We start from the raw sequence: 22,906 nt of genomic DNA, 5'->3' as shown, positions 1-22,906 counted from the left end.
GAATGACGCGCGCACTGATCATTGTCGACGTGCAGAACGACTTCTGCGAGGGCGGCTCTCTCGCCACCGATGGCGGAGCCGACACCGCCGCCGCAATCAGCGATTTCATTGAGCAGAATTTCGACCGGTACGACTTCATCGTCGCCACACAGGACTGGCACATCGACCCGGGTTCACATTTCTCTCAGACGCCGGATTTTGTGGACAGCTGGCCGGTGCACTGCGTCGCCGGAACCGAGGGGGCACAACCCCACCCGGGGTTCGACACCGAGCAAGTGGACGCCTTCTTCCGCAAGGGTCAGTACGACTCGGGGTATTCGGGGTTCGACGGCGTCGCTGCCCCCGATGTGGTGGTGCCCACCGGCGACCGGGAGCCCACCGAGGAAGTGCCGGATGACGACGAGAAGATAAGCCTCGACGACTGGCTGCGGCAGAACGAAGTCGATGAGGTCGAGATCGCGGGCATCGCCACCGACTATTGTGTGAAGGCCACGGTCCTCGACGCAGTGCAGGCCGGCTACGCCACCGCGGTGCTGGTCGGCCTCACCGCCGGAGTTTCACCGGACACCACGGACCGGGCGCTCGAAGACATGGAGTCGGCCGGCGTCGACCTGAAATAGCCCCAACCCGGTGGTCGAGTAAGGCGCGAAGCGCCGCACCGAGACCCGGCATCGAGACCCCGCCATCGAGACCGCTACTGTGCCCGTTTCATGTTGCTGCGGATCGCGTCTGGACGTCCACCGATCAGAGTCTGCCGTTTCGCTCTGCTCCAGTTCTGCACCTGCTTCTCCCGCACGAAGGCATCCCTGATTCGGGTGAATTCCTCGCAATAGACCAGCTTTACCGGCAGACGCCTGGCTGTATAGCGGGCGCCTGCCCCCGCTTGGTGCTGGGCCAATCTACGTTCGATATCCCACGTGCTTCCCACGTAGAAGCTGCTGTCTCCACATTCGAGGATGTACATATGCGGCATGGCGCCCTCCGTTATCTCTTGAACGAAGGTTCTCCGAAGCGGACCAGTGGGTAAATGGTGCCTGGCGCAATTGTGGATAAGTCGCGGTCTCGGTGCGGGGTCTCGGTGCGGCGCTGCGCGCCTTACTCGACCACCGGGGTGTTGCTGCGCGCCTTACTCGACCACCGAGCTATTTCCGGCCGACGAACCAGTTCTGCAGTTTCTTCAGACGCTGGGTCAACTGCTCCTCATCGGCCTGCGCCACGGGAGGTCCGCCGCAGATCCGACGCAACTCACTGTGCACCACCCCGTGCGGCGTGCCCGAACGTGCCGACCACGCCGAGACATTGCGCGCCAGTTCGTTACGCAAATCCTTCAACTGCCGATGGTCGGGTACCTGAGTTTCCGTTTCCTGGGCGGGCTTGCTCCGGCGCGACTGTTGCTCGGCTTGGCGCTGCCGCAGCAGGGTCCCCACCTGCTCGGCGTCAAGCAGTCCCGGGATCCCCAGGAAGTCGAGCTCGTCCTCGCTGCCGAGGTCTCCCCCGGCACCGAACTCGCCGCCGTCGTACAGCACTCGGTCGAAGGACGCCTGGGATTCCAATGCCTCGAACGGAGTACGGGACAGCTCGTCGGAGGCCTTCTCCTCCCGGTTGGCCGCCAGCATCTCCTCGTCTTCCTCGGAGAACGCTTCCTCTTCGTCGGACTGCGGCCGGTCCAGCGCATGGTCGCGCTCCAGTTCCAGCTGGTTCGCCAGTTCCATCAGGATCGGCACGGACGGCAGGAATATCGACGCCGTCTCCCCCCGCTTGCGGGCACGGACGAAGCGGCCCACGGCCTGGGCGAAGAACAACGGCGTGGAGGTGGAGGTGGCGTACACGCCGACGGCCAGCCGCGGCACGTCGACCCCTTCGGAGACCATCCGCACGGCGATCATCCAACGGCTCTCACCGTCGGAGAACTTTTCAATCCTGGATGATGCCTTCGGATCGTCGGACAGGATCACCGTGGGGGATTCGCCGGTGATCTTCTTCAGCTGTCCAGCGTAGGCACGGGCATCCTCGTGATCGGTGGCAATCACCAGAGCACCGGCGTCGGGCACCGTGTGGCGCACCTCGGTGAGCCTCCGGTCCGCTGCGGCCAGCACCGAGGGAATCCATTCGCCCTGCGGGTTGAGCGCAGTCCGCCATGCCTGGGCGGTGATGTCCTTGGTGGCTGCCCCGCCCAGATTCGCGGCGATTTCATCGCCGGCGCTGGTGCGCCACCGCATCTCCCCTGAGTAGGCCATGAAGATGACGGGCCGGACCACATGGTCCTTCAACGCCTCGCCGTAGCCGTAGGTGTAATCCGCGCGGGAACGCCGGATGCCGTCGGAATCCTCGACATACTCCACGAACGGGATGGCAGCCGTGTCGGAGCGGAAGGGCGTACCGGTCAGTGCCAGCCGCCGGGCGGCCGGGTCGAAGGCCTCGGCGATGCCATCGCCCCAAGACAGCGCGTCGCCGCCATGGTGGATTTCGTCGAGGATGACCAGGGTCTTGGCGGCCTCGGTCTTGGCCCGGTGCAGCATCGGTTTGTTGGCCACCTGGGCGTAGGTCACGGCGACGCCGATAAAGCCTTGGCCGTGCCGCCCGTCGGCATTCTTGAAGTTCGGATCGATGGCGATGCCGATCCGTGCCGCCGCGTCGGCCCACTGCTGCTTCAGGTGGTCGGTGGGCGTGACAACGGTGACACGGTTGACGGTTCCGCGTTCGATGAGTTCGGCGGCGGCACGCAGGGCGAAAGTTGTCTTGCCGGATCCGGGCGTCGCCACCGCCAGGAAGTCCCGGGGGGCGGCTTGGAAGTACTGCTCCAGCGCCTCGGCCTGCCAGGCACGCAGCTTTTGAGCGGTGCCCCAGGCGGCCCGGTCCGGGTACGCCGGAGGCATGGAGGAGCCGGCGCTGAACAATGTGTCGTTCACGATCGTGCCCCCATTCCTGCTCTTCCGGTCTGCCGGTACGGCGCGCAGATCCGGGTTCCGGCTACTGTCATCGGCACTGCGGACAGACGCGATCGTCCAAACGGCAAAAAATACTCCTGTGTTGCTCATCATGACCGCCGCAGCGAGCACGGCTTCACGCGGGCTTGCCGCTGTGCGGCGGGCTTGTGCGGCAGCTACAAAACGCGGTGACGCACGCGCGGGCCGGCACCTGCGGTCCAAGCACCTGCGGGTGGCGCTGCGGGCCCGCGCCCAAGGCTGACGGCTAAAGACCGACCACGGACCGGCTACTTGCCGGAGTCTCCGCCGCCGTCCTGGTCGCCGCCTTTGCCACCTTTGCCGCCCTTGCCTTTGCCGTCCTTGCCGGGGCGAAGACCGTCATAGATGTCCTTGCATTCGGGACACACCGGGAATTTCTCCGGGTCGCGGCCGGGAGTCCACACCTTCCCGCAGAGAGCGATCACCGCGTCACCGGACATCGCCGACTCCATGATCTTTTCCTTGCGGACGTAGTGGGCAAACCGTTCGCTGTCGCCCGGTTCAACCTCCTCGCGCAGTTCCTCGCGCTCGATAGTGGCTGTTGAACCACCTGGGCCGGATCCCTCCCGGGAGGGATCTGTTTCGAAGGGATCGGAGGGCATACTCATAGTCCTATTCTAACCGCTGATGGTGTTCGATGCGCGCTGCTCCCGATGCAAGTCGACGTCGCTAGAGTCCCTGCCAGGCCGGCTTGTGATCATAAGTGTAGCGGTAATAATCGGCCAGCTTGAGGGCCGAAGCCGCGGCCTCGTCCACGAGAATGGTGGCATGGGAGTGGAATTGCAATAACGACGCCGGGCAGCGAGCCGCCACTGGGCCTTCCACCAGGTCGCGCACCGCCTCGGCCTTCTGTCCTCCGGCGGCGAGCAGTATCACATGCCGGGCTTCCATAATGGTGCCCAGGCCTTGGGTGATGACATGACCGGGGACTTCATCCGGGTGGTCGAAGAACCGCGCATTGTCCTTGCGGGTCTGCTCAGTCAAAGTCTTGATCCTGGTGCGGGAGGCCAGCGATGACGTGGGTTCGTTGAACGCCAGATGCCCGTCAGTTCCCACCCCCAGCAGCTGCAGATCCACCCCTCCGGCACTGACCATGGCCCGCTCATATGCGGCGCACGCGGCCGGGATGTCGGTGGCGCCGCCGTCGGGCCCGTGCACCCGGTCCGGATCGATATCCACGCGGTTGGTGAATTCGCGGCGGATGACTTCGCGGTATGACTGCGGGTGCCCGGCCGACAGCCCGACGTATTCATCAAGAGTGAAAGCCGAAGCAGACGAGAACTCAAGTCTTTCGCTGGTGTGACGTCTGGCGAGCTCGTCATAGACAGGCAGCGGCGACGAACCGGTGGCAAGGCCGAGCACGGCGTCGGGTTTGTCATGCAATAACGCTTCGACGGCGTCCGCCGCCGCTGTCCCCATCGCTCCGCTGCCGGGAAGTACTACAACCTCCACCTGTCCTCGCTCTCATGGTCGCCGCCGGCGCCTACTGGTTCCGGGTCACCGCCAACAGCAGTTCCGGGGCGCGTTTGTCGTACCATTTTCCACCCAACCGGACCCCCAGCAGCAAAAGCGCCACGCCCAGCACCAGGCCGCAGGCCAGCGTCAACCAGCCAAACAGTTCCCGGTCCCCCAGGATGGCGATCAGTGCCAGCACCAGTTCGGGGATAATCAGCGCGGCCATCACCAGCCAGCCAACGAGCTGGACGACCACCGTCCGGGCGCCCGAACCCGGCGGGGTCTTGAACGGGCTCTCCCCGGGCGGCGGAACAGCGTAGGTGTAACGGGCTGAGATGACGCTGGACAGCCCCAGCCCGGTGAACAGCGCTCCGACAGTGAGTCCCAGGATTGGCGGCAACAGCGCCCAGTCGGCATTGATCCACAACGGCACGACGACGAACAACAGCGACACCGGCAGGGCGAACACCAGGCACGCCAGCACTCGTCCCGCCCGGTCCGCCCAGCCGCTGACACCAGTGGTGAGGTGAGTCCAGAAAGCTGTGTTGTCGTAGGACACGTCGGCGGAAATCGACCAGGCCAGCAATACAGCGGTAATGGGTCCCAGGTAGTTGAGCGCGCCGAGGCCATCGCCGATAAAGAGCAGCAGCACCGGCAGCACAGGAACCATGATCAGCGAGGCACCGTACCGCGGGTCGCGGATCCAGTACGTCAGCGCACGCGCAGCCACGGCTCCCGTCGGGTTCGCCGGGAAACGGGCAAAGAACCCCAGGTCCCCCGCCTGCTTGCGCGTCACCGCGCTGTGAGCGGGAGTGACAAGTGCGCTGGCCAGCGCCAGCTTCCACAGCCAGGCAAGCAGCGCGAGGGTGGCCGCCGCGATCAGAAACTTCAATGCCGCGGAGCCGTAGGACCCCAAGGCCAGATCCGCAGGAACCGACCACACGGCGCCCAAGGGGGTCCAGGACAATGCCGCCGCCAGTTCCGGCAGGAACGACTGTGCATTCTCCAATCCGGTTGCCACCGTGCCCATAATCGGCCCCAGCAGGATCAGAGGAATGAACGCGATGATTCCGCTGACGTCCTTGAAGCGGCGCGAGGAGGCCAGACTGGTGGTGGCGGAGGTGACCAGCCTGGAGAGCACAATACAGGTGAAGACGGCGATGACGGCGCACACCAGCGCAGCCACCAGGGACACCGGGCGTTGCCACCAGGTTCCCACAGTGGCCAGGGCTGCCAGCAGCGTGATGAAGCCCGGAACACCGACCAGGCCCGCCAGCATCATACCTGCCAGCAGCTTGTTCATCGGAACGGCGAAGGTGACGAATCGTGCCGGATCCAGCGTCATATCGACGCCTCCGGCGACCAGCGGAATCACCATCCAGCCCAGGAACAGTGCCGAGCCGCCGAGCACGACGACGGTGCGCGCCAATTCGACGTCAGCGAAGCTCAGCGCCACCAGCCCGGCGACGACACCGGTCATCACCCCGAGCCCGTAGAGGCCGCCGATGATGACTCCAACGAGCTGCCACGTGCTGCGGCGCAGCGAGTTGAACAGCAGCTGGACCTTCAGCCTTACGAGGTGCGCAACCATTCGAGCCCCTCCGTCTGATTGCGTCCGCCCACCAGTTCCACGAAACGGTCCTCCAGGCTGGAGTCTCCGCGCACTTCGTCCACGGTGCCCGCTGCCAGCACGTTGCCACCGGCGATCACGGCCACGTGATCGCACATCCGCTGCACCAGGTCCATCACATGGCTGGAGACGATCACTGTGCCGCCCGATCCAACATAACTGTGCAGAATATCGCGGATGTTCGCGGCCGAGATGGGGTCGACCGATTCGAACGGCTCGTCAAGCACCAGCAGCTTCGGCGCATGGATCAACGCCGACGCGAGCGCGATCTTCTTGGTCATGCCTGCCGAGTAGTCGACAACCAATGTTCCGGCGTCGTTGGTCAGGTCGAGGGCCTGCAGCAGGTCCGCGACGCGGCTGGCCACGGTATTGCGGTCCATCCCGCGCAGCAGGCCGGCGTAGGTCACCAGCTGCTCGCCGCTGAGGCGGTCGAAGAGCCTCACGCCGTCCGGCAGGATCCCCATCAGTTTCTTGGCTTCCAGCGGCTGGCCCCACACGTCGACGTCGTGGATCAGCACCTGGCCGTAGTCCGGGCGCAGCAGGCCGGTGGCCATGGATAACGACGTCGTCTTGCCGGCCCCGTTGGGCCCGACCAGCCCATAGAACGATCCGGCCGGGACGTCGAGGTTGATTCCGTTGACGGCGATCTTCTCCCCGAACCGCTTGGCCAGTCCGCGGATGCTCAGGGCACCGGGCGCGTTCGCTGCAGCGGGGCGGGCGGCTTCCCTGTCGGCGTCGGCCGGCACACCGGGATACAGCCCGGGTTCGGGTACATCGTCCGTACGTGGGGCGAATGGGTCTTGGGTCATGCTTCAACGCTAGCAAGCAGTCCTGCCGGCGGGGCTCATCCTTGCGGAGTAAAATTGCCGGACCTGCATGGGTCCTGCGGGATGAGTGCCGCTCAGTTGCGCAAGGACGCAGAGCTGTTGGGCCTGGAGGAACGAACCGAGCTCGGCATGTGGAGCCCGGGCCCGGTTAGGCGATTTTGCGGCGGTAGGCGCCCATGGCGAGGCCGTACCCAGCAAGCAGGATACCGACGCACCAGCCGAGTGCGATCCACATATCGTCGCCGATTGGCTGCTGCGTGAACAGGTCGCGGATCGTGTTGACGATGGAGGTGACCGGTTGGTGCTCGGCGAAGGCACGCACCGGGCCGGGCATTGTCTCGGTGGGCACGAAGGCTGAGCTGATGAACGGCAGGAAGATAAGCGGGTAGGAGAATGCAGTTGCCCCATCCACGGTCTTCGCGGATAGTCCCGCGATGACGGCCAGCCATGTCAACGCCAGGGTGAACAAAACCAGGATGCCGACCACCACCAGCCACGCCATCACACCGGCTCCTGTACGGAAGCCCATCAGGATCGCAACGCCGACAACGATCAAAAGTGAGATCAGATTGGCGGTCACTGATGTAAGCACGTGTGCCCACAGCACCCCGGACCGGACAATCGGCATGGATTGGAAGCGTTCGAAGACACCGCTCTGCATATCCATGAATAGCCGATGGGCAGTGTAGGCGATGCCTGAGGCGATCGTGATGAGCAGGATGCCGGGCAGCATGTAGCTCACATACGAATCCGACCCGGTATCGATCGCGCCGCCGAACACATAGACGAATAGCAGCATCAGAGCGACCGGGGTGACTGCGGTGGTGATGATCGTGTCCAGGCTGCGGGTGACATGGCGCAGGGACCGGCCTGTCAGGGCGGCGGTGTCGGCGAAGAAATGCGTGGCCATGGTCGTTTCCTTACCCCTTGTTCGACTTGGTTTTGCGTTTTGCGTTGGGCTGCTCGGCCGCACTGTATTTGTCGTCTTCTCCTGTCTCGCCGACGACGGCGAAGAAGATCTCTTCGAGGGAGGGTTGCTTCTCCACGTATTCGACTTCGGCAGGCGGCAGCAGTTGCCTGAGTTCCGCCAGGGTGTCGTTGACGATGATTTTCCCCTGGTGCAGGATCGCGATCCGGTCGGCGAGCTGCTCGGCCTCCTCGAGATACTGCGTGGTCAGCAGCACCGTGGTACCGCGCCCGGCGAGCTCCTTCGTCGCTTTCCACACCTCGATGCGGGCCTCCGGGTCGAGCCCGGTGGTCGGTTCGTCCAGGAATATGACCGGCGGGTTTCCGATCAGGCTCATCGCGATGTCGAGCCGGCGGCGCATCCCGCCCGAGTACGTGGACACCCTCCTCGCTCCCGCATCGGTCAGCGAAAACCGCTCCAGCAAGTCATCCGCGATCGCTCCCGTGCCTTTGAGGTGTCGCAGCCGGGCGACCAGCACGAGGTTCTCCCGCCCGCTGAGGATTTCATCGACGGCGGCGAACTGTCCGGTCAGGCTGATGGCTTCTCGCACGTTGTCCGGTTGTGTGGCCACGTCGAAGCCGCCGACGCTCGCAGTGCCCGCGTCTGCCCTCAGCAGCGTCGACAATATTTTCACTGCCGTGGTCTTTCCCGCTCCGTTCGATCCGAGCAAGGCAAAAATGCTGCCCTTCTCCACGTCGAGATCCACACCGCACAGAACCTGCAGATCCTGATATGACTTCTCCAGACCCCTCACAACGATCGCCGGTGGCTGCTGTGTTCTCATCAAATGCGCCTTTCATCATCGTTTCCGGCGTCGCCCACAGCAGCACGGTCGATGACCTGCGTCAGCCGTTCGCGCTCTTTGTTGATCCACTGACCCTCTGAGTAGTTCTGCAGGAACGCCTCAGCGAACTCCACAGGATCCTGACCGACGATCTCGCGGATCTGGATTCCGTCCGCGGCGCTCTGCTCGAACAATTCGGCAAGATCATCCAGCATCGAAACCAGGATGCCGCCCTTCGTTATCGCCCCGAAGTACATCAAATACCGTTCCAGGGCCTCGGCCGCCGTGCGATAGTTTTCGGGAAGCTGTTTGATACGCGCCTTATTCCGCCGGTAGCGCTTCTTGTCCTCGAGCGACCCTGTGAGGTGCTCGACCCACTTTGTGGCCATGTCTAATTACCTCCTTCGCGGAGCTGTTCAAGTCGTTCTGTGAGAAAGCTCCAGGTCTTCCAAAACTCTTCAAGGTATTCCCGTCCCTGGGCGTTGAGTGTGAACACCTTGCGCGGAGGCCCCTTCTCGGACGGCACCTTCTCCACGTCGACGAGGCCGCGCTGCTCAATCCTGACCAGCAGGGCATAGACGGTGCCTTCGGCGATGTCTGAGAAGCCCCACTCCCGCAACCACCCAGTGATCTCATAGCCATACGCCGGACTGCCGGACAAGATCGCCAGGACGACGCCCTCGAGGACTCCCTTGAGCATCTCCGTCGTTTGTTTGCCCACAAGTACGATCTCCTGCTACTCAGTAATGCTTATTACCAGTACATAGTAACACCGAGTAGTAGCGAAATGACAAGGGGCGAAAGAGGATACATGACACTGTGCGCGCGCCGTCCCGTATGACCTACCTTGGGTTCTTACGGCCACACCCCATCCTGACCTGCGGCGGTGCGGCTCGGATTTTACCCCGTGCCCGCCAAGGGCAAGCGAACGCTTAGAAGCTCCCGCGCGGGGCGGCCCGTTCGTACTGCGGAGCCCACGAAACGGGTTGGTCGAGGGCGTGTGCGGCCCGCTGCCACCAGTGCGGGTCGCGCAGCGCGGCGCGGGCGATGAGCACCCCGTCCGCCTGGCCGGTGGCGATGATATGTTCGGCCTGGTCGGCGGAGCCGATGAGCCCGACCGCACCGACCGGAATCTTGGCTTCTGCCCGGATCCGGGCGGCGAAGCCGGTCTGGTACCCGGGCCCGATCCGCATGCGGGCGTCGGCCACCGCTCCCCCGCTGGAGACGTCGATCAGGTCGACACCGCGTTCCTTCACTTTTCGGGCCAGCCGGACGGAATCGTCGATATCCACCCCGCCGTCGGCCCAGTCGGATGCGGAGATCCGCAGCAGTACGGGAAAATCGTCCGGCACCCGGGAGCGGACGGCGTCGATGACGTCGAGGGTCAGCCTGGCCCGTCCGGCTTCGTCGCCTCCCCAGTCGTCGGTGCGGGTGTTGACCAGCGGCGAACGGAATTGGTGCAGCAGGTATCCATGGGCGGCGTGGATCTCGATGGTGTCGAATCCGGCCTCCACTGCCCGGGATGCGGCATCGGCGAAGTCCCTGACGACGCCGGCAATATCGCTTGCGGTCATCGCCTGCGGCGGCGCCAAGGTGCCAAACGCCGCCGTCGTCGGCCCCACGGTCTGCCAGCCGCCGTCGGAGGCCGCCACACTGCCAGACTGACCGGAGAAGGGCCAATAGGCCGAGGCTTTCCGCCCGGCATGGGCCAGCTGCACCCCGGCCTTCGCCCCGGCCGCGCCATGGGTGTGGATGAAACGGGTGATCCGGCGCCAGGCGTCGACCTGCTCGTCGTTGTACAGTCCGGTGTCACGCGGGCTGATCATCCCGACAGGGTTCACCGCGGTGGCCTCGGTCATCACCAGGGCCGCGCCGCCGACGGCGAACGATCCCAGGTGCGCCAGGTGCCAGTCATTGGGCACGCCGGGCGCGGTGGCCGGGTCGGCGGAGTACTGGCACATCGGAGAGACCCATCCCCGATGGCTCAATTCCACACCACGCAACGTCAGGGGTGAGAAGAGTTCGGATGTGGTCAATGGCGGCCCTTCACACGGCGTTTCAACCGGGCGATCCAGCGGCCGGTCCGCCGACGGCGATGGTGCCCGTCGTCGTCGTCGGCGTTGCCGCCGCGGCCACGGGGATACCCGGCCCTCCACCGGCCGACGGCCTGCTCTACGTCACGCAACGGCGTCACCACCGGTGGTCCGCCCTCCAGTTGTCGCCGGGCCTCGATCACCCGGCGGTTGAACTCGGCGAGCATGTTCCGCACTTCCTGTTCCGACCGGCAGGCGGCGAGCTTCCCATCGAGCTGTGCGTCCTCGGTCCTCAGCAATAAGGCTTCCGGCCCCAGTCCGGTGATCTTCTCCCGCTCGATGAGGCTCTTCAGCCACCAGTCCGGATCGTAGGTGCCGTCGACGACGGCGTCCCTCGCGTCGCGGTAATGAGCCGCCTTGCGCAGCGACTCGTTCCGCTTGTCCGGATCGGTGGCGTTCATGGCCTGAGGCAGTGATCCGGGCTAAAAGAGGGCCCGCGCCAAGGCGGAGCGTGCCTTGCTGACCCGCGGATCGGAATTGCCGACGACGTCGAACAGCTCCACCATCCGCGCCCGGACCGTCTCACGCTCATCGCCGGCGGTCCGTCCCACCAGCTTCACCAGCCGGGAGAACGCGTCTTCGACATGGCCGCCGACCACATCCAGGTCCGCCACCGCCAGCTGGGCGGGCACAGAGTCCGGCGCGTCGGCGGCTTCCTGCCGCACCTTGTTGCCGTCCATGTCCTGGACCCGCTGCATCAGCTGGACCTGCGCCAGCCCGGCCTTGGCTTCCGCATCGGCCGGCTGTTCGGCCAGTGCCTTCTGGTATGCCGCGCTGGCGGCAGCGTAATCGCCGGCCTCAATGGCGTCGTAGGCTTCCTGGTGCAACGGGGGCAGCGGCTTTTCGGCCTCTTCCTGCTCACCTTCTTCGCCATCGAGGGTTCCGGTCACGCCGTTGGCTTCGGCGACCTTGAGCAGTTCCTCGAGGAAGCTGCGGATCTGCTCTTCGGGCTGCGCTCCCTCAAACAGCGGTACCGGCTGGCCCTTCAGCACGGCGACGACGGCGGGCACCGACTGGACCTGGAAGGCCTGGGCAATCTGGGCGCTGGCGTCGGCATCGACGTGGGCCAGCAGAATTTTACCGTTGTATTCCACGGCCAGCTTCTCAAGCACGCCGGAGAGCTGCACACTGGCGTCGCTGCGCGATGACCCCAGGTCCACCACCACGGGAACCTGCTGGGAAAGCTGAACGACCTGGCCGAAGGACTCCTCGGTGACGTTCAGGATGAACCGGTTTCCCGACGTCGACCCCGGTTTTACAGCGCCGCCAGCGCCGCTGCCAGGGCCACCCGCGCCCGGGCCGCCCGGTGCTGAGGGCGCTGTCGGGGCTGTTGAGTTGTTCTTTTTCAGTCCCGACAGGTCCACTGCTCCGCGCAGGTTCATCGACGGTGCGCCATCGGGACTCGAACTTGGTGTAGTCATACAAATACCGTATCTGTTTCTATCGTCTCGGGCTTAATAATTCGCCGGCCCAAAGAGGCCGCTTTACTTCATCAGCTTCGCGTCGACCAGATTCTCCGCTGCGCCAATGACCTGCACCCGCTCGTCGCTTCCGGCCGGGGGCACGTAGAGCATGATGGATTCGCCGAAGGTTATGCTGACTCCCTTCGAGCTGCTGTCGCCTCCCGCCAGGGCTGCATAGTTCTCATCCAGCTTGACGGTCCCGCCATCTTCGGCGGGCTTGCTGACCATGCTGTTGGAGAGGTAGCCGAACACCAGCGCCCCGCCGTCGGCTGTCCGCAGCGCCCGGGTGTTGTCCTCCACCACGGTGTGGCTGAACGTGATGTCCGCACTCTTGTTGGCTTTGATCTGCTCCTTTTGGAAGGCGGTGATCTGCTCAACGAAGGTGTTCTTCGCCAGTCGTGACGCGAATTTGCTCTTCTTTTCGGTCAGCACATCGGCCAACCCGTCCAGTGCCGCCTCCGGCGACGTCACCAGCGGGCCGGCTTGGTCCGGCCGCAGCGTCTTGACGTTCGAGGGATCGTCGGACACCTGCGGGAAGGTGGTGCCCGGAAGCATCGCGACGATGGACCTGAGCTTGTAGTTCCGGCGCGGCTTATCCTGGACGAGCACCATGGCCTGGGGCACCTCGCTGGCTTCGCTCTGGGTGACCGCCACGACCGTGCGCGGCCATTCGAAGCTGGAGGTGATGACCGAGGCCATGATCGGCCCGCCCGAAATCGGTGCCGGAGCTCCGTCAGCTGATTTCTTCTCCCCGATCTTGTAGGCGGTGGCCCGCAGTTCCAGCGCCGGACCGGCCACCCGCTGGCGCAGTTGTCGGGCGTCCTTGCCGGCGTCGGCCTCCTTGACCGTGCCGGCCACCGATTCCACAATCTGCTGCAGCTGGCCCTCCAGCAGCACGGGGTACCCGCCTGGACGCGTCGGCGCACCGGCAGTTTCGCCGCTGTCGGAGGCGCTGCCCGGCCCGGTTGGACCGTCGGTCGCCACTGCAGCGCCGGAAACTCCGCCTGCGAGCAGCAGTGCCAGGACACCGGCTGTTCCGGCCTGCAGCGAGCGCCGCATGGCACCGAGCTTGGCACGGCCACCGCGCCTCTCGCTCTGTCGACGTGCGGCACGGGTGCCCGGCGCCGGTTCGACTGAGCGCCCGCGCCGGTTTCCCCTTGTGGGGCCGAACAGCAGGGCCAGTCCCAGTACAGTCAACAAGGCTCCAATCACGATCAGCGGGATGGCCCACGGTGTTGCTGCCGTATTCGGCACCGTCACGCTCACGGTGGTGGGGGCAGGCTTGGTCCCGTCGGTGGCCAGCAGGATGGCCCACTGTCCCGGGGCCGGATCGGCCCACGTGTAGTTGATTTCGCCTTCGCCGGTTTTGACGCTCTGCCACATATCCGAACCGCGCGGATCAGGAACATTCATTGCTCCATCGGCGCGCTCGGCCACCAGCTGCCGACCTTCCCGCTCCACCACCTCCACGTGCGCCGCGTCGCCGACCCAGGCTTCGACGTCGTCGGCCCTGCCAACGGCCAGCATCAACTCGCCCTCGCCCTTGACCGTCACCTGGACTTCGCCATCGGCGTCATTGAGGCTATGGTCGAGCACCGTCAGCGGCGCGTCCTCGACGTCGCCGGCCACCGAGGCCGTGACCGTTTCTTCGGGTGCCCAGAAGGTCCGCTGGCCGACGCCGGCTCCCATGGCAAGCAGACCAAGGATGACCAGTGTGGCCGCAATCTTCAAACGCACTAAAAATACCTATCCATCAATTCCGCCGTCGTTGCCCGGTCCTGGCACCGCACCATCGCCCGACCGGCGCAGCCCGGCGCAGCCCGGCGCAGGCGATTCCATCATGGGGCGGTACGGGAGAATAGCTCAATGATAACGGTTTGCGGAGGCAAAATTCCCACCGGTCGGGCGCGCATGGCAGCCGCTGCTGCAGGCGGGCGGCTGATAATGTACAGCTGAATACAAGGAATTGACGGCGAACGAAGGCAACGAATCCACCGTGACCAGCGACGACGAGCGGCCCCGCAGGCGCAGCGGAGCGCCAGGTTCTGCCGAAAGCAACGCCGGCGAGCAGGCATCATCGGGCACCGGCGCTGACGCCGGGCCTCCCGCCCCGGGAGAGGCGGACCCGGCAGCCGCTGCCGCGCCGCAGCCGCCGACCGGCGAAACGCCGGCGCCGCAGAAACAGGCCGCTGGATCCCGAAAATCCCGGGTGGCCGCCCTGGTCGCCCGGGCCAGGCGGCCGCTGCCCGGCGCGAAACCGCGGCGCAGGTTTGAATGGCCACCGGAGTCTATCGTCGGCCCGGAAGAGTCCGCCGCTGCGGACGAAGACCGATCCGAGGCGCCCTCGGACGGGCCCCATGGTGGGGGGACAAATGGCGGCGGTGCCCATGGCGGGGGGATAAACGGCGGCGGGCCGAACGGCGACCCGGAATGGGACGAGTCGGGCCGGCCCCGCTTTGGCGAGCCAGGGCCACGGCTGTCCAGCCGCAACCCCATTTACCTTGGTTTCATGGGGACCGTCGGCGTCGGGTTCGCCCTGCTGATGTATTACATCGTCACCCACGTCGGCCAGCTGCTGGGCTGGATCGCCGCTGCCCTGTTCATCGCCCTCGGCCTGGATCCGGTGGTGCGGTGGCTGGAAAAGCGCCAGTTCCCCCGCCCGGCCGGCATCCTGATCTCGCTGCTGATGCTCGGCGGGATCGCAGCTGCGTTCATCAGCACCCTGATTCCAACTATCGTGGAGCAAACCACCCAGCTGGTCAGGCGGGCACCCGGTTTTGCGGAAGATTTCCTGAATTCACCGTTTTTCGTCTCCATCGACCAGCAGTTCGATGTCCGGGAACGGGTGGTCGACGAGGTACAGAACTTCTTCCGGGACTCGGAGTCGCTCGGCGGCATCTTCGGCGGCGTGGTCAATGTCGGCCAGGTGATCGCCAATAGCCTGTTTGGCACGTTGATCGTGCTGGTGTTGACCCTTTACTTCCTGGCGTCCCTGCCCACCATGAAGCGCTGGGCGTACCGGCTGGCACCGCGCAGCCGCCGCAAGCGGGTGGAGCTGCTCTCGGAGGCCATCACCCGCAGCGTAGGCAATTATGTCATCGGCCAGGCCTGCGTCGCGGTGCTCAATGCCACCTACGCGTTCATCCTGATGTCGATCCTCGACGTGCCCTTCGCCTTGCTGCTGGCCTTCATGGTGGCGCTGCTGGCTTTTGTGCCCCTGGTCGGCGGCATGATCGCCGGCATTCTGGTCTCATTGATCGCCCTGACGGTGGGCTGGCAAACGACATTGATTTTCGCGGTGCTCTACATCGCCTACCTGCAGTTCGAGGCGTACTTCATCTCGCCCAGGATCATGCAGAAAGCGGTGGCGGTTCCCGGTGCCGTCGCGGTGATCGCCGTCATCGCCGGTGGCAGCCTGCTGGGAGTGCTGGGTGCGCTGATGGCTATTCCGACGGCGGCAGCGATCCTGTTGCTGCTGCAGGAGTTGTACATCGCCCGCCAGGACCGGCACTAGGACGACAGGAAACCGCGCCAAGACCCAGTGACAGCCGCCACCGCCCCTCGAGTTTCCGCTGGTCAGCCGAGCAAGGTGCCCGCGACCCACCGCATGGCCCGGTCCACCGCTGCCCGCGATGGCTCGTCATAGCCGGAGTACTCGAATCCGTGTTCCGCCTCCGGCAATTCGATGACGTCCAGCGTGCTGTCATGTGCACGGGCGGCGGCGACCAGATCGTCCTGGTTCTGCGCGAAGTACTCATGTTCGCCGCCGACCCGGAGCAGAAGTTTAGGCAGGGTGGCAGCTTCGGACGCCGCGGCAAGCGTGTCAAAGCGGGCACGGTCGCCCGGCCAGTCGGGCGGAGGCACGAGTAACGGATATGTCCAGGCGATGCAGGATAGCCAGTCCGGGCGCTTGACGAGCCAGTCCGCGGCCAGTCCCCCGCCGCTGGAGAAGAACCAGAGACCAATCCGGTCCGGGTCAACGGAGTCGAGGGCCCGGGTCTGCTCGACGGCCTCCGCCACGTCGTCCGCGGCGACCGGGTAGGACGACTCCAAGTCGTGGAGCCGGTGGTTGAATGTGACCCCGACCAGGCCGGACGCCGCGGCAAGCGCGCCGTAGCCGATGAAGCCCTCCCAGTCCCTGGGCCGTGGCTGCTGCGCTTCGGGTACAGGGCCGCCGTGCACAAATACGACGGCAGGCTTTCGTCCGCCGTCGGCCTCCTGGCTGGTGTGCACCTCAAGGAGGTCCTGGCGATCACGCCGCGCCGGCTCTACATCACCGAAGAAGGGCTTGCCGGCAAAGTCGATCATGACTACATTCCAGCACAATCACGACAGAGCCGAAACCCGGGGCCTGCACTGCCACCCAGGACCGGCCGGCAACGCAGCGGCAGACCGGCGCCGGCGGCAGGCTCACCGGTAGCGGTAGGTGCGGGACTTCCAGCAGCGGCTGTGCCAGTGCCTGCGGTCGATCACCGCCGCCTCCTTGCCCAGCAGCGAGTCCTCCTGCCAGACCACCAGATGAGCGGTGCCCGGCTGGATCAGTTGCCCGCATCCCGGACAGACGTATTCCTTCACGGCGTTGGATGGCCGGATGGGACGGATCATCCAGGCGCCGTCGGGTGCATTCTCCCGACGGGCAAAACCGGAACGAGCCCGTTCCAGATCGATTTCTGCCGGCTCCTGCTGGTGCTTGTTCCGCCGGCCCTTTGGCGGACGACGGGGACGGTTGGAACGGGGCATGGTTCCATTGTGCCAGCCGGCATCAGTGACAGCGTCCCGGAACATGACGACGCCGGTGCGCGCTGTCATGCCCGGCGGCGGTAGAGTGCTCCATGTGCGATTAGTGATTGCCCAATGCTCTGTTGATTACGTCGGCCGGCTGCGTGCCCATCTGCCCCTGGCCACACGATTGCTGCTGGTTAAGGCGGACGGTTCCGTGCTGGTGCATTCCGACGGCGGCTCGTATAAGCCCCTGAACTGGATGAGTGCACCGGCTACGATCCGTGTGGCCGAGCCAGAGGAAGATGCCGCCGGAGTTGGCGTGCAGCAAGTCTGGACGGTGCAGAGTTCCAAGAGCGATGACCATCTGGTGATCAACATCCACGAGCAGCTGCACGACTCGGAGCATGAGCTCGGCGTGGATCCCGGCCTGGTCAAGGACGGCGTGGAATCCGACCTGCAGCGGCTGCTGGCCGAGCAGATCGACACCCTAGGCGCGGGTTACACCTTGGTGCGCCGGGAGTACATGACCGCCATCGGCCCGGTCGATATCCTGGCCCGCGATGCCGACGGCGCCACTGTCGCGATCGAGCTCAAACGCCGTGGCGATATCGACGGCGTGGAACAGCTGACCCGCTATCTGGAGCTGCTCAACCGCGACCCGCTGATGGCGCCCGTGCGCGGCGTGTTCGCGGCCCAGCAGATCAAACCACAGGCAAAGGTACTGGCCGAAGACCGGGGCATCAGCTGCCTCACCCTCGACTATGACGCCATGCGCGGGGTGGACGACAGCGAATCCAGGCTGTTCTAGGGTCTCGCAAGCTCGACCACCGGTTGTGCATAGAATCGGCCCATGAGCGAACAGCCCGACGACGCCCAATACATCACCGGCCGCATCGTCACCAACGGCACAGTGATCGATGACGGCCTGCTTGCCTTCCGCCGGGGACGGATTGTCTACTGCGGGCCCGCGGCCGACTTCTTTGAAAGCCGCGGCGCTAATGGTGTGCCCGACGGCGGCGCGGGCGGCCTGCCCGATGGCGGCGCCGTCCGGGACAATGCCTTCGCCCCGGCCTCGGAGTTCGTCCACAGTGTCTCACTGCCTCCCGGGTCGATGATCCTGCCCGGGCTGGTGGATATGCATTGCCATGGGGCCCATGGTGGCGATTTCCCTTCCGGTGACGAAGAGCAAGCCCGTGGCGCCATCGATTTCCTGCACCGAAGCGGCACCACCTCGCTGCTGGCCAGCATGGTGACCGCGTCCCATCCGGACCTGCTGCATGGTGTCAGGACGTTGAGGCGACTGGCCGCCGAGGGTCTGCTGGCAGGTATTCACCTGGAGGGTCCGTTCCTCTCCCACAGCCGCTGCGGCGCACAGAATCCACGCTGGCTAACGGACCCCGACCTGGAGTTCACCGCCCGGCTGCTCGATGCCGCCGGCGGGACTATCAGCACCATGACCTACGCACCCGAATTGCCCGGGGCGAATGACTTGGTTGCCGCACTGGCTTCGTCCGGCGTCGTGCCGTCCCTGGGCCATACCGACTGCGACGCCGACACGGCAGCTTCCGCCCTGGAGTCAGCCGAGGCTGCACTGGCCGGGCACATGGAGGCACCGGCCGCAGGTTCCGGCCCGGTCCGCCGTCCCACGGCCACCCACTTGTTCAACGGCATGCCGCCCGCCCATCACCGCTTGCCCGGCCCGGTTCCGGTCTGCCTGCGGGCCGCCAAGGCAGGCCGCGCCGTCGTCGAACTCATTGCCGACAACATTCACCTTGCGCCGCAGACGGTGTTGAGCGTCTTCGAGTTGGCAGGGGCAGCCAACGTCGCGCTGGTGTCCGATTCCATGGCGGCAGCAGGCTTGAGCGACGGGCAGTATTGGCTCGGCCCCTCCGAAATCACGGTCAGCGACGGGGTGGCCACCCTGGCCGGCGGTTCAATTGCCGGCGGAACCGCCACGCTGCTTCAGGTGCTGCAGCGCACTGTGGAGGCGGGTGTCCCCCTCCCCGATGCGGTCACCGCCGCCACCGAAGTTCCGGCCGGTGTGATCGGCTGCGGTAACGACGTCGGACGGCTGCAAGCGGGCTACCGGGCCGATGCCTTAATCGTCTCGGACAGCTGGCAATTGCAGCACGTGCTGCGCAATGGTCAGTGGCTCAAGCAGCTCCCATCCAACACCCCCGGCTAAAGCACCGTGAGAATTTCACGCGACATTAACCTTTTGTATCCCCGGTGCCGTTGACCTGAACCGGAGGCCGTGCCATGCTTAACGCAGTCTTTGTGTACGTGTATTTTTCATGCTCGCAAGACGCAGTTGCGAGCGTGAAGCTCCCCTAAGGAACCGCCATCGGCGGATCCGGATGGAACTTCCCGCGAAGTAACACCCCGGTACGAGGTGTATCGGGATTAGTAAAGTTCCATTAAGAGGAGAAATAAATGGCTCAGGGAACCGTCAAATGGTTCAATGCCGAAAAGGGATTTGGTTTCATCACTCCGGATGATTCCGAAGGCGATGTTTTCGTCCACTATTCCGAAATTCAGGTTGGTGGCTTCAAGACGCTGGACGAGAACCAGCGCGTAAGCTTCGAGATCGGTCAGGGCGCCAAGGGCCCCCAGGCCACCGGTGTCACCATCGTCTAGTCTTCTCAGAGGCGCGTAACCGGTTCCGGCCGGTGTGATACAGGAAAAGTCCCTCTCCTCCATTGGAGGCGGGGGACTTTTCTGCGTCCAGGGCGGGTATAGGGCGCCGTTGACGACGACGGGATCTCACGCCGGCGCTCAACGCCAGGTCCCGATACCAATCACCGGTCCGGCCTCCAGCCAGGAGCACAGACCGGTGTAGGCCTCGTGATTCATGGCCAGCAGCAGTTCTTCGCCACGATAGGTCAGCATCACAATGATGGCCCCGGGCTGAATCTTAACCCGCTCTGACTCGGTGGGGTTCCGCCATCCCTGCATCACCAGCGAACTGCGCACAAACCGGCGGCGGGGGCGGGGGCTCAGCGAGAAGAGCCTGAGCCATTCAAGATGTCTGTCTGTATAACGACAAACCCCCATGCGCCAGCGGGCAGAGCGCTGGCGCATGGAGGCATCGAAGGTACCGAGGGCGCGCCGCAGTTGGTAGCGGCGCAGGCCGAGGGCAAAGAGCGCAAACGCCAGCAGCGCGAATACGACCGCCAGCGTGATAAACGCAATCCCCGCCTCGTCCATCAAGGTCCGGTTAGTTGGTTCCTGATGTAGCGGACTCTTCCACCTGCGCGTTGTCGGCGACGATCACCACGCGGTTGCTGTCCACTGAGAAGAATCCCCCGTCAACCTGCACGCTGATCCGGGACCCGCTGACCGGCTCAATAGCCAGCTCGCCTTCGGCCAGTACGGCCAGCACCGGCGAGTGACCCGGCAGGATGCCGATCTCGCCGTCGGTGGTACGGCCCTTGACCATGGTCGCCGCCCCGGACCACACGAAGTGGTCCGCGGCGACTATCTCGACTTCGAGCTCTGCTCCGTTTGCCATGGCTACTTGGTCTGTTCCTGGATCTTGGCCCAGGCACGCTCCACGTCTTCCATGCCGCCGGTGTTGAAGAAGGCCTGCTCGGCGATGTGGTCGACCTCGCCGTCACAGATCATCTTGAAGCTTTCGACGGTCTCCTTGATGGGAACAGTCGAACCTTCGACGCCGGTGAACTGGATGGCGGTGTAGGTGTTCTGGGACAGGAACTGCTGGATGCGACGTGCCCGGGAGACAGCGATCTTGTCCTCTTCGGACAACTCGTCGACGCCGAGGATCGCGATGATGTCCTGCAGCTCCTTGTTCTTCTGCAGAATCTGCTTGACCCGCACCGCCGTGTCGTAGTGCTCCTGGCCGATGTACTGCGGGTCCAGAATGCGGGAGGTGGAGGTGAGCGGGTCAATCGCCGGGTACAAACCGCGGGAGGCAATTTCACGCGACAGCTCGGTGGTGGCGTCCAAGTGGGCGAACGTCGCCGCCGGGGCGGGGTCGGTGTAGTCGTCCGCAGGAACGTACACGGCCTGCATGGAGGTAATGGAGTGGCCACGGGTGGAGGTAATGCGCTCCTGCAGCAACCCCATCTCGTCCGCCAGGTTCGGCTGGTAGCCCACCGCGGAGGGCATGCGCCCCAGCAGGGTTGAAACTTCCTGGCCCGCCTGGGTAAAGCGGAAGATGTTGTCGATGAACAGCAGCACGTCCTGGTTCTGCACATCGCGGAAGTATTCCGCCATGGTCAGCGCGGACAGCGCCACTCGCAGACGGGTTCCCGGTGGCTCGTCCATCTGGCCGAAGACGAGGGCGGTGTCCTTCAGCACACCGGATTCTCCCATCTCCACCCAGAGGTCGTTGCCCTCACGAGTGCGCTCACCGACACCGGCGAACACCGAGGTACCGCCGAAGTTGCGTGCCACACGGGTGATCATTTCCTGGATCAGCACGGTCTTGCCCACACCGGCGCCGCCGAAGAGGCCGATCTTGCCGCCCTGAATGTACGGAGTGAGCAAGTCGATGCTCTTAATGCCGGTTTCCAGCATCGCCGTGGAACCCTCGAGCTGATCGAAGGGCGGCGGGTCCCGGTGGATTGGCCAGCGCTCGGTGATCTCCAACGAGGAGGTCTCCACGTCCAGCGAGTTGCCCAGGACGTTGAAGATGTGTCCCTTGACCACGTCGCCGACGGGCACCGAAATCGCGGCGCCGGTGTCATGCACCGGAGCACCGCGGACGAGACCGTCGGTGGCCTGCAGGGCGATGGCCCGCACCAGGTTGTCGCCGAGGTGCTGCGATGTCTCGAACGTGGCCAGGGTGGTCTCGCCGCTCAGGGTGATCTCCGCGGTGAGGGCGTTGTAGATCCCGGGGATGGCGTCAGCCGGGAACTCGACGTCAACAACCGGACCAATGACACGTGCAATGCGGCCCGTGGCACCGGCGGCCGGGGCATTGCCCTCCGTGCTCGCTGACGCTTCGTTTGCTGTGGCAGTCATCTCTCTCACTTCACTATTGAATGCGTGGGGTTAGTTTATTGGATTTAGTGGCCAGGTGGACAGGTGCCGCTAGGCGCCGAGCGAATCGGCCCCGGCAACAATCTCCGACAGTTCCTGGGTGATTTCCGCCTGCCGGGCGGTATTGGACAAGCGCGTGTACTTATCCACCAAGTCGTCGGCATTGTCGGTGGCAGCCTTCATCGCCTTCTGCCGAGAAGCCAGTTCGCTGGCCGCTGCCTGCAGCATCGCAGCGAAGATGCGCGATTCGATGTACCGGGGAAGCAAAGCATCGAGGACCTGTTCGGTCTCCGGTTCGAAGTCGTAGAGCGGCAGCGTCTCCGAACTCGCGGTGACCTCTTCCTCCACCACCTCCAGCGGCAACAGGCGGACGACCGTCGGGACCTGAGTCACCATCGACTGAAAGCGGGTGTAGACGATATGGATCTCGTCCACTCCCCCTTCCTCGTATTCGGTGCTGAAGTCCTGCAGCAACGTCTGCGCAATTTCCTGGGCGGTCTCGAAGACAGGTGCGTCAGTATTCCCCAGCCAGGACCGCTCAAAGGGACGATCCCGGAACTGGTAGTACAGCTGGGATTTGTTCCCCACCAGGTACGTCTTAATGTCCTTGCCCTCGCTGTGCAGCAGCTCATTGAGCTGCTCGGCCTGCTTGATCACGTTGGTGGAGTAGGCTCCGGCCTGTCCGCGATCTGAGCTGAGGAGGACGACGGCGGCCCGGCGCACTTGATCCGGTTCCGTGGTCAGGGGGTGGTCGATCTCTGTCTGCGAAGCAACAGCCGACACCGCGCGGGTGATGGCGTTGGCGTACGGCAGTGAGGCAGCGACGCGCGAACGAGCCTTCGTGATGCGCGAAGCAGCGATCAGTTCCATCGCCTTGAAGAGCTTCCGCATCGACTTGGTCGAATTGATCTTCTGGCGGTAGACCCGAAGCTGGGCTCCCATACTTTTCCTTTCACATACTGCCCCTCCCCCTCCCGGACCGTTCCGGCAAGGGG

General features: G+C 64.8%; 25 protein-coding genes. 5 read left to right on the top strand and 20 right to left on the bottom strand.

Annotated elements, in window-relative coordinates; genetic code table 11:
• Window positions 1-2 precede the first annotated feature (2 nt).
• On the top strand, window positions 3-620 hold the full coding sequence (locus tag H535_RS0100920; RefSeq protein WP_026818049.1) for an isochorismatase family protein: 618 nt from the start codon (window positions 3-5) through the stop codon (window positions 618-620).
• A gap of 74 nt (window positions 621-694) precedes the next feature.
• On the opposite strand, the gene H535_RS0100915 is transcribed toward H535_RS0100920, so the two are convergent.
• From H535_RS0100915 to H535_RS0100850, 14 genes are all read right to left on the bottom strand, one after another.
• The gene (locus tag H535_RS0100915) at window positions 695-973 is read right to left on the bottom strand and encodes a GIY-YIG nuclease family protein (RefSeq protein WP_026818048.1); all 279 of its coding nucleotides are present in this window, start codon (window positions 971-973) and stop codon (window positions 695-697) included.
• Between the two features lie 169 nt (window positions 974-1,142).
• Entirely contained in the window at window positions 1,143-2,909 is a 1,767-nt protein-coding gene (locus H535_RS0100910; RefSeq protein ID WP_026818047.1) for a DEAD/DEAH box helicase, read from the bottom strand.
• 305 nt (window positions 2,910-3,214) lie between these two features.
• On the bottom strand, window positions 3,215-3,574 hold the full coding sequence (locus H535_RS0100905; protein WP_026818046.1) for a DUF3039 domain-containing protein: 360 nt from the start codon (window positions 3,572-3,574) through the stop codon (window positions 3,215-3,217).
• A 61-nt stretch (window positions 3,575-3,635) separates the two neighbouring features.
• Entirely contained in the window at window positions 3,636-4,418 is a 783-nt protein-coding gene (nagB, locus tag H535_RS0100900) for a glucosamine-6-phosphate deaminase (RefSeq protein WP_026818045.1), read from the bottom strand.
• A gap of 31 nt (window positions 4,419-4,449) precedes the next feature.
• Entirely contained in the window at window positions 4,450-6,012 is a 1,563-nt protein-coding gene (locus H535_RS0100895; RefSeq protein WP_026818044.1) for a hypothetical protein, read from the bottom strand.
• The gene (locus tag H535_RS0100890; protein WP_081416351.1) at window positions 5,994-6,860 is read right to left on the bottom strand and encodes an ABC transporter ATP-binding protein; all 867 of its coding nucleotides are present in this window, start codon (window positions 6,858-6,860) and stop codon (window positions 5,994-5,996) included. Before H535_RS0100890 ends, H535_RS0100895 begins: the two co-directional genes overlap by 19 nt.
• A gap of 166 nt (window positions 6,861-7,026) precedes the next feature.
• The gene (locus tag H535_RS0100885) at window positions 7,027-7,788 is read right to left on the bottom strand and encodes an ABC transporter permease (RefSeq protein ID WP_026818042.1); all 762 of its coding nucleotides are present in this window, start codon (window positions 7,786-7,788) and stop codon (window positions 7,027-7,029) included.
• Window positions 7,789-7,798: 10 nt separating this feature from the next.
• Window positions 7,799-8,629, bottom strand: coding sequence for an ABC transporter ATP-binding protein (locus H535_RS22720; RefSeq protein WP_081416350.1), 831 nt, complete (start codon window positions 8,627-8,629; stop codon window positions 7,799-7,801).
• Entirely contained in the window at window positions 8,629-9,018 is a 390-nt protein-coding gene (locus tag H535_RS22715; RefSeq protein WP_035767904.1) for a DUF1048 domain-containing protein, read from the bottom strand. The genes H535_RS22720 and H535_RS22715 overlap by 1 nt, the downstream gene beginning before the upstream one ends.
• A 2-nt stretch (window positions 9,019-9,020) precedes the next feature.
• Window positions 9,021-9,350, bottom strand: coding sequence for a PadR family transcriptional regulator (locus H535_RS0100870; RefSeq protein ID WP_026818041.1), 330 nt, complete (start codon window positions 9,348-9,350; stop codon window positions 9,021-9,023).
• 211 nt (window positions 9,351-9,561) lie between these two features.
• Window positions 9,562-10,665, bottom strand: a complete 1,104-nt coding sequence (locus H535_RS0100865; protein ID WP_026818040.1) for an NADH:flavin oxidoreductase/NADH oxidase — start codon at window positions 10,663-10,665, stop codon at window positions 9,562-9,564.
• Window positions 10,662-11,123 (bottom strand): hypothetical protein, encoded by a 462-nt coding sequence (locus H535_RS29525; protein WP_211236494.1) that lies wholly within the window; start codon window positions 11,121-11,123, stop codon window positions 10,662-10,664. The genes H535_RS0100865 and H535_RS29525 overlap by 4 nt, the downstream gene beginning before the upstream one ends.
• A 21-nt stretch (window positions 11,124-11,144) precedes the next feature.
• Window positions 11,145-12,143, bottom strand: coding sequence for a tetratricopeptide repeat protein (locus tag H535_RS0100855; protein ID WP_026818039.1), 999 nt, complete (start codon window positions 12,141-12,143; stop codon window positions 11,145-11,147).
• Between the two features lie 63 nt (window positions 12,144-12,206).
• The gene (locus H535_RS0100850; RefSeq protein ID WP_026818038.1) at window positions 12,207-13,922 is read right to left on the bottom strand and encodes a DUF8094 domain-containing protein; all 1,716 of its coding nucleotides are present in this window, start codon (window positions 13,920-13,922) and stop codon (window positions 12,207-12,209) included.
• Between the two features lie 229 nt (window positions 13,923-14,151).
• Here H535_RS0100850 and H535_RS29785 point away from each other — a divergent pair, with 229 nt between their 5' ends.
• On the top strand, window positions 14,152-15,699 hold the full coding sequence (locus H535_RS29785; RefSeq protein ID WP_245580099.1) for an AI-2E family transporter: 1,548 nt from the start codon (window positions 14,152-14,154) through the stop codon (window positions 15,697-15,699).
• Window positions 15,700-15,761: 62 nt separating this feature from the next.
• On the opposite strand, the gene H535_RS0100840 is transcribed toward H535_RS29785, so the two are convergent.
• Together H535_RS0100840 and H535_RS0100835 are read right to left on the bottom strand one after the other, a co-directional pair.
• The gene (locus H535_RS0100840; RefSeq protein WP_051298279.1) at window positions 15,762-16,493 is read right to left on the bottom strand and encodes an alpha/beta hydrolase family protein; all 732 of its coding nucleotides are present in this window, start codon (window positions 16,491-16,493) and stop codon (window positions 15,762-15,764) included.
• Between the two features lie 102 nt (window positions 16,494-16,595).
• A complete protein-coding gene (locus H535_RS0100835; protein ID WP_026818035.1) occupies window positions 16,596-16,925 on the bottom strand; it encodes a hypothetical protein in 330 nt (109 codons plus the stop codon).
• 94 nt (window positions 16,926-17,019) lie between these two features.
• Between H535_RS0100835 and nucS the strand changes: the two genes are divergently transcribed.
• The 3 genes from nucS (at window position 17,020) to H535_RS0100820 (ending at window position 19,544) form a co-directional block, all read left to right on the top strand.
• Window positions 17,020-17,715 (top strand): endonuclease NucS, encoded by a 696-nt coding sequence (gene nucS / locus H535_RS0100830; RefSeq protein WP_026818034.1) that lies wholly within the window; start codon window positions 17,020-17,022, stop codon window positions 17,713-17,715.
• Window positions 17,716-17,757: 42 nt separating this feature from the next.
• Window positions 17,758-19,092, top strand: coding sequence for an N-acetylglucosamine-6-phosphate deacetylase (locus tag H535_RS0100825; RefSeq protein WP_026818033.1), 1,335 nt, complete (start codon window positions 17,758-17,760; stop codon window positions 19,090-19,092).
• 248 nt (window positions 19,093-19,340) lie between these two features.
• Entirely contained in the window at window positions 19,341-19,544 is a 204-nt protein-coding gene (locus H535_RS0100820) for a cold-shock protein (RefSeq protein ID WP_026818032.1), read from the top strand.
• 138 nt (window positions 19,545-19,682) lie between these two features.
• Here H535_RS0100820 and H535_RS0100815 read toward each other — a convergent pair whose 3' ends face one another.
• The 4 genes from H535_RS0100815 to H535_RS0100800 form a co-directional block, all read right to left on the bottom strand.
• Window positions 19,683-20,114 carry a DUF2550 domain-containing protein gene (locus tag H535_RS0100815; RefSeq protein WP_026818031.1) on the bottom strand — a complete coding sequence of 144 codons (432 nt, stop codon included), beginning with the start codon at window positions 20,112-20,114 and terminating at the stop codon, window positions 19,683-19,685.
• Between the two features lie 10 nt (window positions 20,115-20,124).
• Complete coding sequence (locus H535_RS0100810; RefSeq protein WP_026818030.1) at window positions 20,125-20,418, bottom strand: F0F1 ATP synthase subunit epsilon; 294 nt, start codon at window positions 20,416-20,418, stop codon at window positions 20,125-20,127.
• Between the two features lie 2 nt (window positions 20,419-20,420).
• Window positions 20,421-21,893, bottom strand: a complete 1,473-nt coding sequence (atpD, locus tag H535_RS0100805) for a F0F1 ATP synthase subunit beta (protein WP_026818029.1) — start codon at window positions 21,891-21,893, stop codon at window positions 20,421-20,423.
• Window positions 21,894-21,962: 69 nt separating this feature from the next.
• The gene (locus H535_RS0100800; protein WP_026818028.1) at window positions 21,963-22,853 is read right to left on the bottom strand and encodes a F0F1 ATP synthase subunit gamma; all 891 of its coding nucleotides are present in this window, start codon (window positions 22,851-22,853) and stop codon (window positions 21,963-21,965) included.
• Between the last annotated feature and the right edge of the window lie 53 nt (window positions 22,854-22,906).

This window comes from Arthrobacter castelli DSM 16402 (assembly GCF_000430705.1).
Classification (GTDB): domain Bacteria; phylum Actinomycetota; class Actinomycetes; order Actinomycetales; family Micrococcaceae; genus Arthrobacter_C; species Arthrobacter_C castelli.
The sequence above is the reverse complement of the archived record's forward strand: the minus strand, read 5'-3'. Positions and strand labels throughout refer to the sequence as shown.

Coding starts and splice junctions, on each gene's coding strand:
- H535_RS0100920 (WP_026818049.1), top strand. CDS start 3: ATGACGCGCGCACTGATCATTGTCGACGTGCAGAACGACTTCTGCGAG.
- H535_RS0100915 (WP_026818048.1), bottom strand. CDS start 973: ATGCCGCATATGTACATCCTCGAATGTGGAGACAGCAGCTTCTACGTG.
- H535_RS0100905 (WP_026818046.1), bottom strand. CDS start 3,574: ATGAGTATGCCCTCCGATCCCTTCGAAACAGATCCCTCCCGGGAGGGA.
- H535_RS0100895 (WP_026818044.1), bottom strand. CDS start 6,012: ATGGTTGCGCACCTCGTAAGGCTGAAGGTCCAGCTGCTGTTCAACTCG.
- H535_RS0100890 (WP_081416351.1), bottom strand. CDS start 6,860: ATGACCCAAGACCCATTCGCCCCACGTACGGACGATGTACCCGAACCC.
- H535_RS0100885 (WP_026818042.1), bottom strand. CDS start 7,788: ATGGCCACGCATTTCTTCGCCGACACCGCCGCCCTGACAGGCCGGTCC.
- H535_RS22720 (WP_081416350.1), bottom strand. CDS start 8,629: ATGAGAACACAGCAGCCACCGGCGATCGTTGTGAGGGGTCTGGAGAAG.
- H535_RS22715 (WP_035767904.1), bottom strand. CDS start 9,018: ATGGCCACAAAGTGGGTCGAGCACCTCACAGGGTCGCTCGAGGACAAG.
- H535_RS29525 (WP_211236494.1), bottom strand. CDS start 11,123: ATGAACGCCACCGATCCGGACAAGCGGAACGAGTCGCTGCGCAAGGCG.
- H535_RS0100855 (WP_026818039.1), bottom strand. CDS start 12,143: ATGACTACACCAAGTTCGAGTCCCGATGGCGCACCGTCGATGAACCTG.
- H535_RS0100840 (WP_051298279.1), bottom strand. CDS start 16,493: ATGATCGACTTTGCCGGCAAGCCCTTCTTCGGTGATGTAGAGCCGGCG.
- H535_RS0100835 (WP_026818035.1), bottom strand. CDS start 16,925: ATGCCCCGTTCCAACCGTCCCCGTCGTCCGCCAAAGGGCCGGCGGAAC.
- H535_RS0100825 (WP_026818033.1), top strand. CDS start 17,758: ATGAGCGAACAGCCCGACGACGCCCAATACATCACCGGCCGCATCGTC.
- H535_RS0100820 (WP_026818032.1), top strand. CDS start 19,341: ATGGCTCAGGGAACCGTCAAATGGTTCAATGCCGAAAAGGGATTTGGT.
- H535_RS0100815 (WP_026818031.1), bottom strand. CDS start 20,114: ATGGACGAGGCGGGGATTGCGTTTATCACGCTGGCGGTCGTATTCGCG.
- H535_RS0100810 (WP_026818030.1), bottom strand. CDS start 20,418: ATGGCAAACGGAGCAGAGCTCGAAGTCGAGATAGTCGCCGCGGACCAC.
- atpD (WP_026818029.1), bottom strand. CDS start 21,893: ATGACTGCCACAGCAAACGAAGCGTCAGCGAGCACGGAGGGCAATGCC.
- H535_RS0100800 (WP_026818028.1), bottom strand. CDS start 22,853: ATGGGAGCCCAGCTTCGGGTCTACCGCCAGAAGATCAATTCGACCAAG.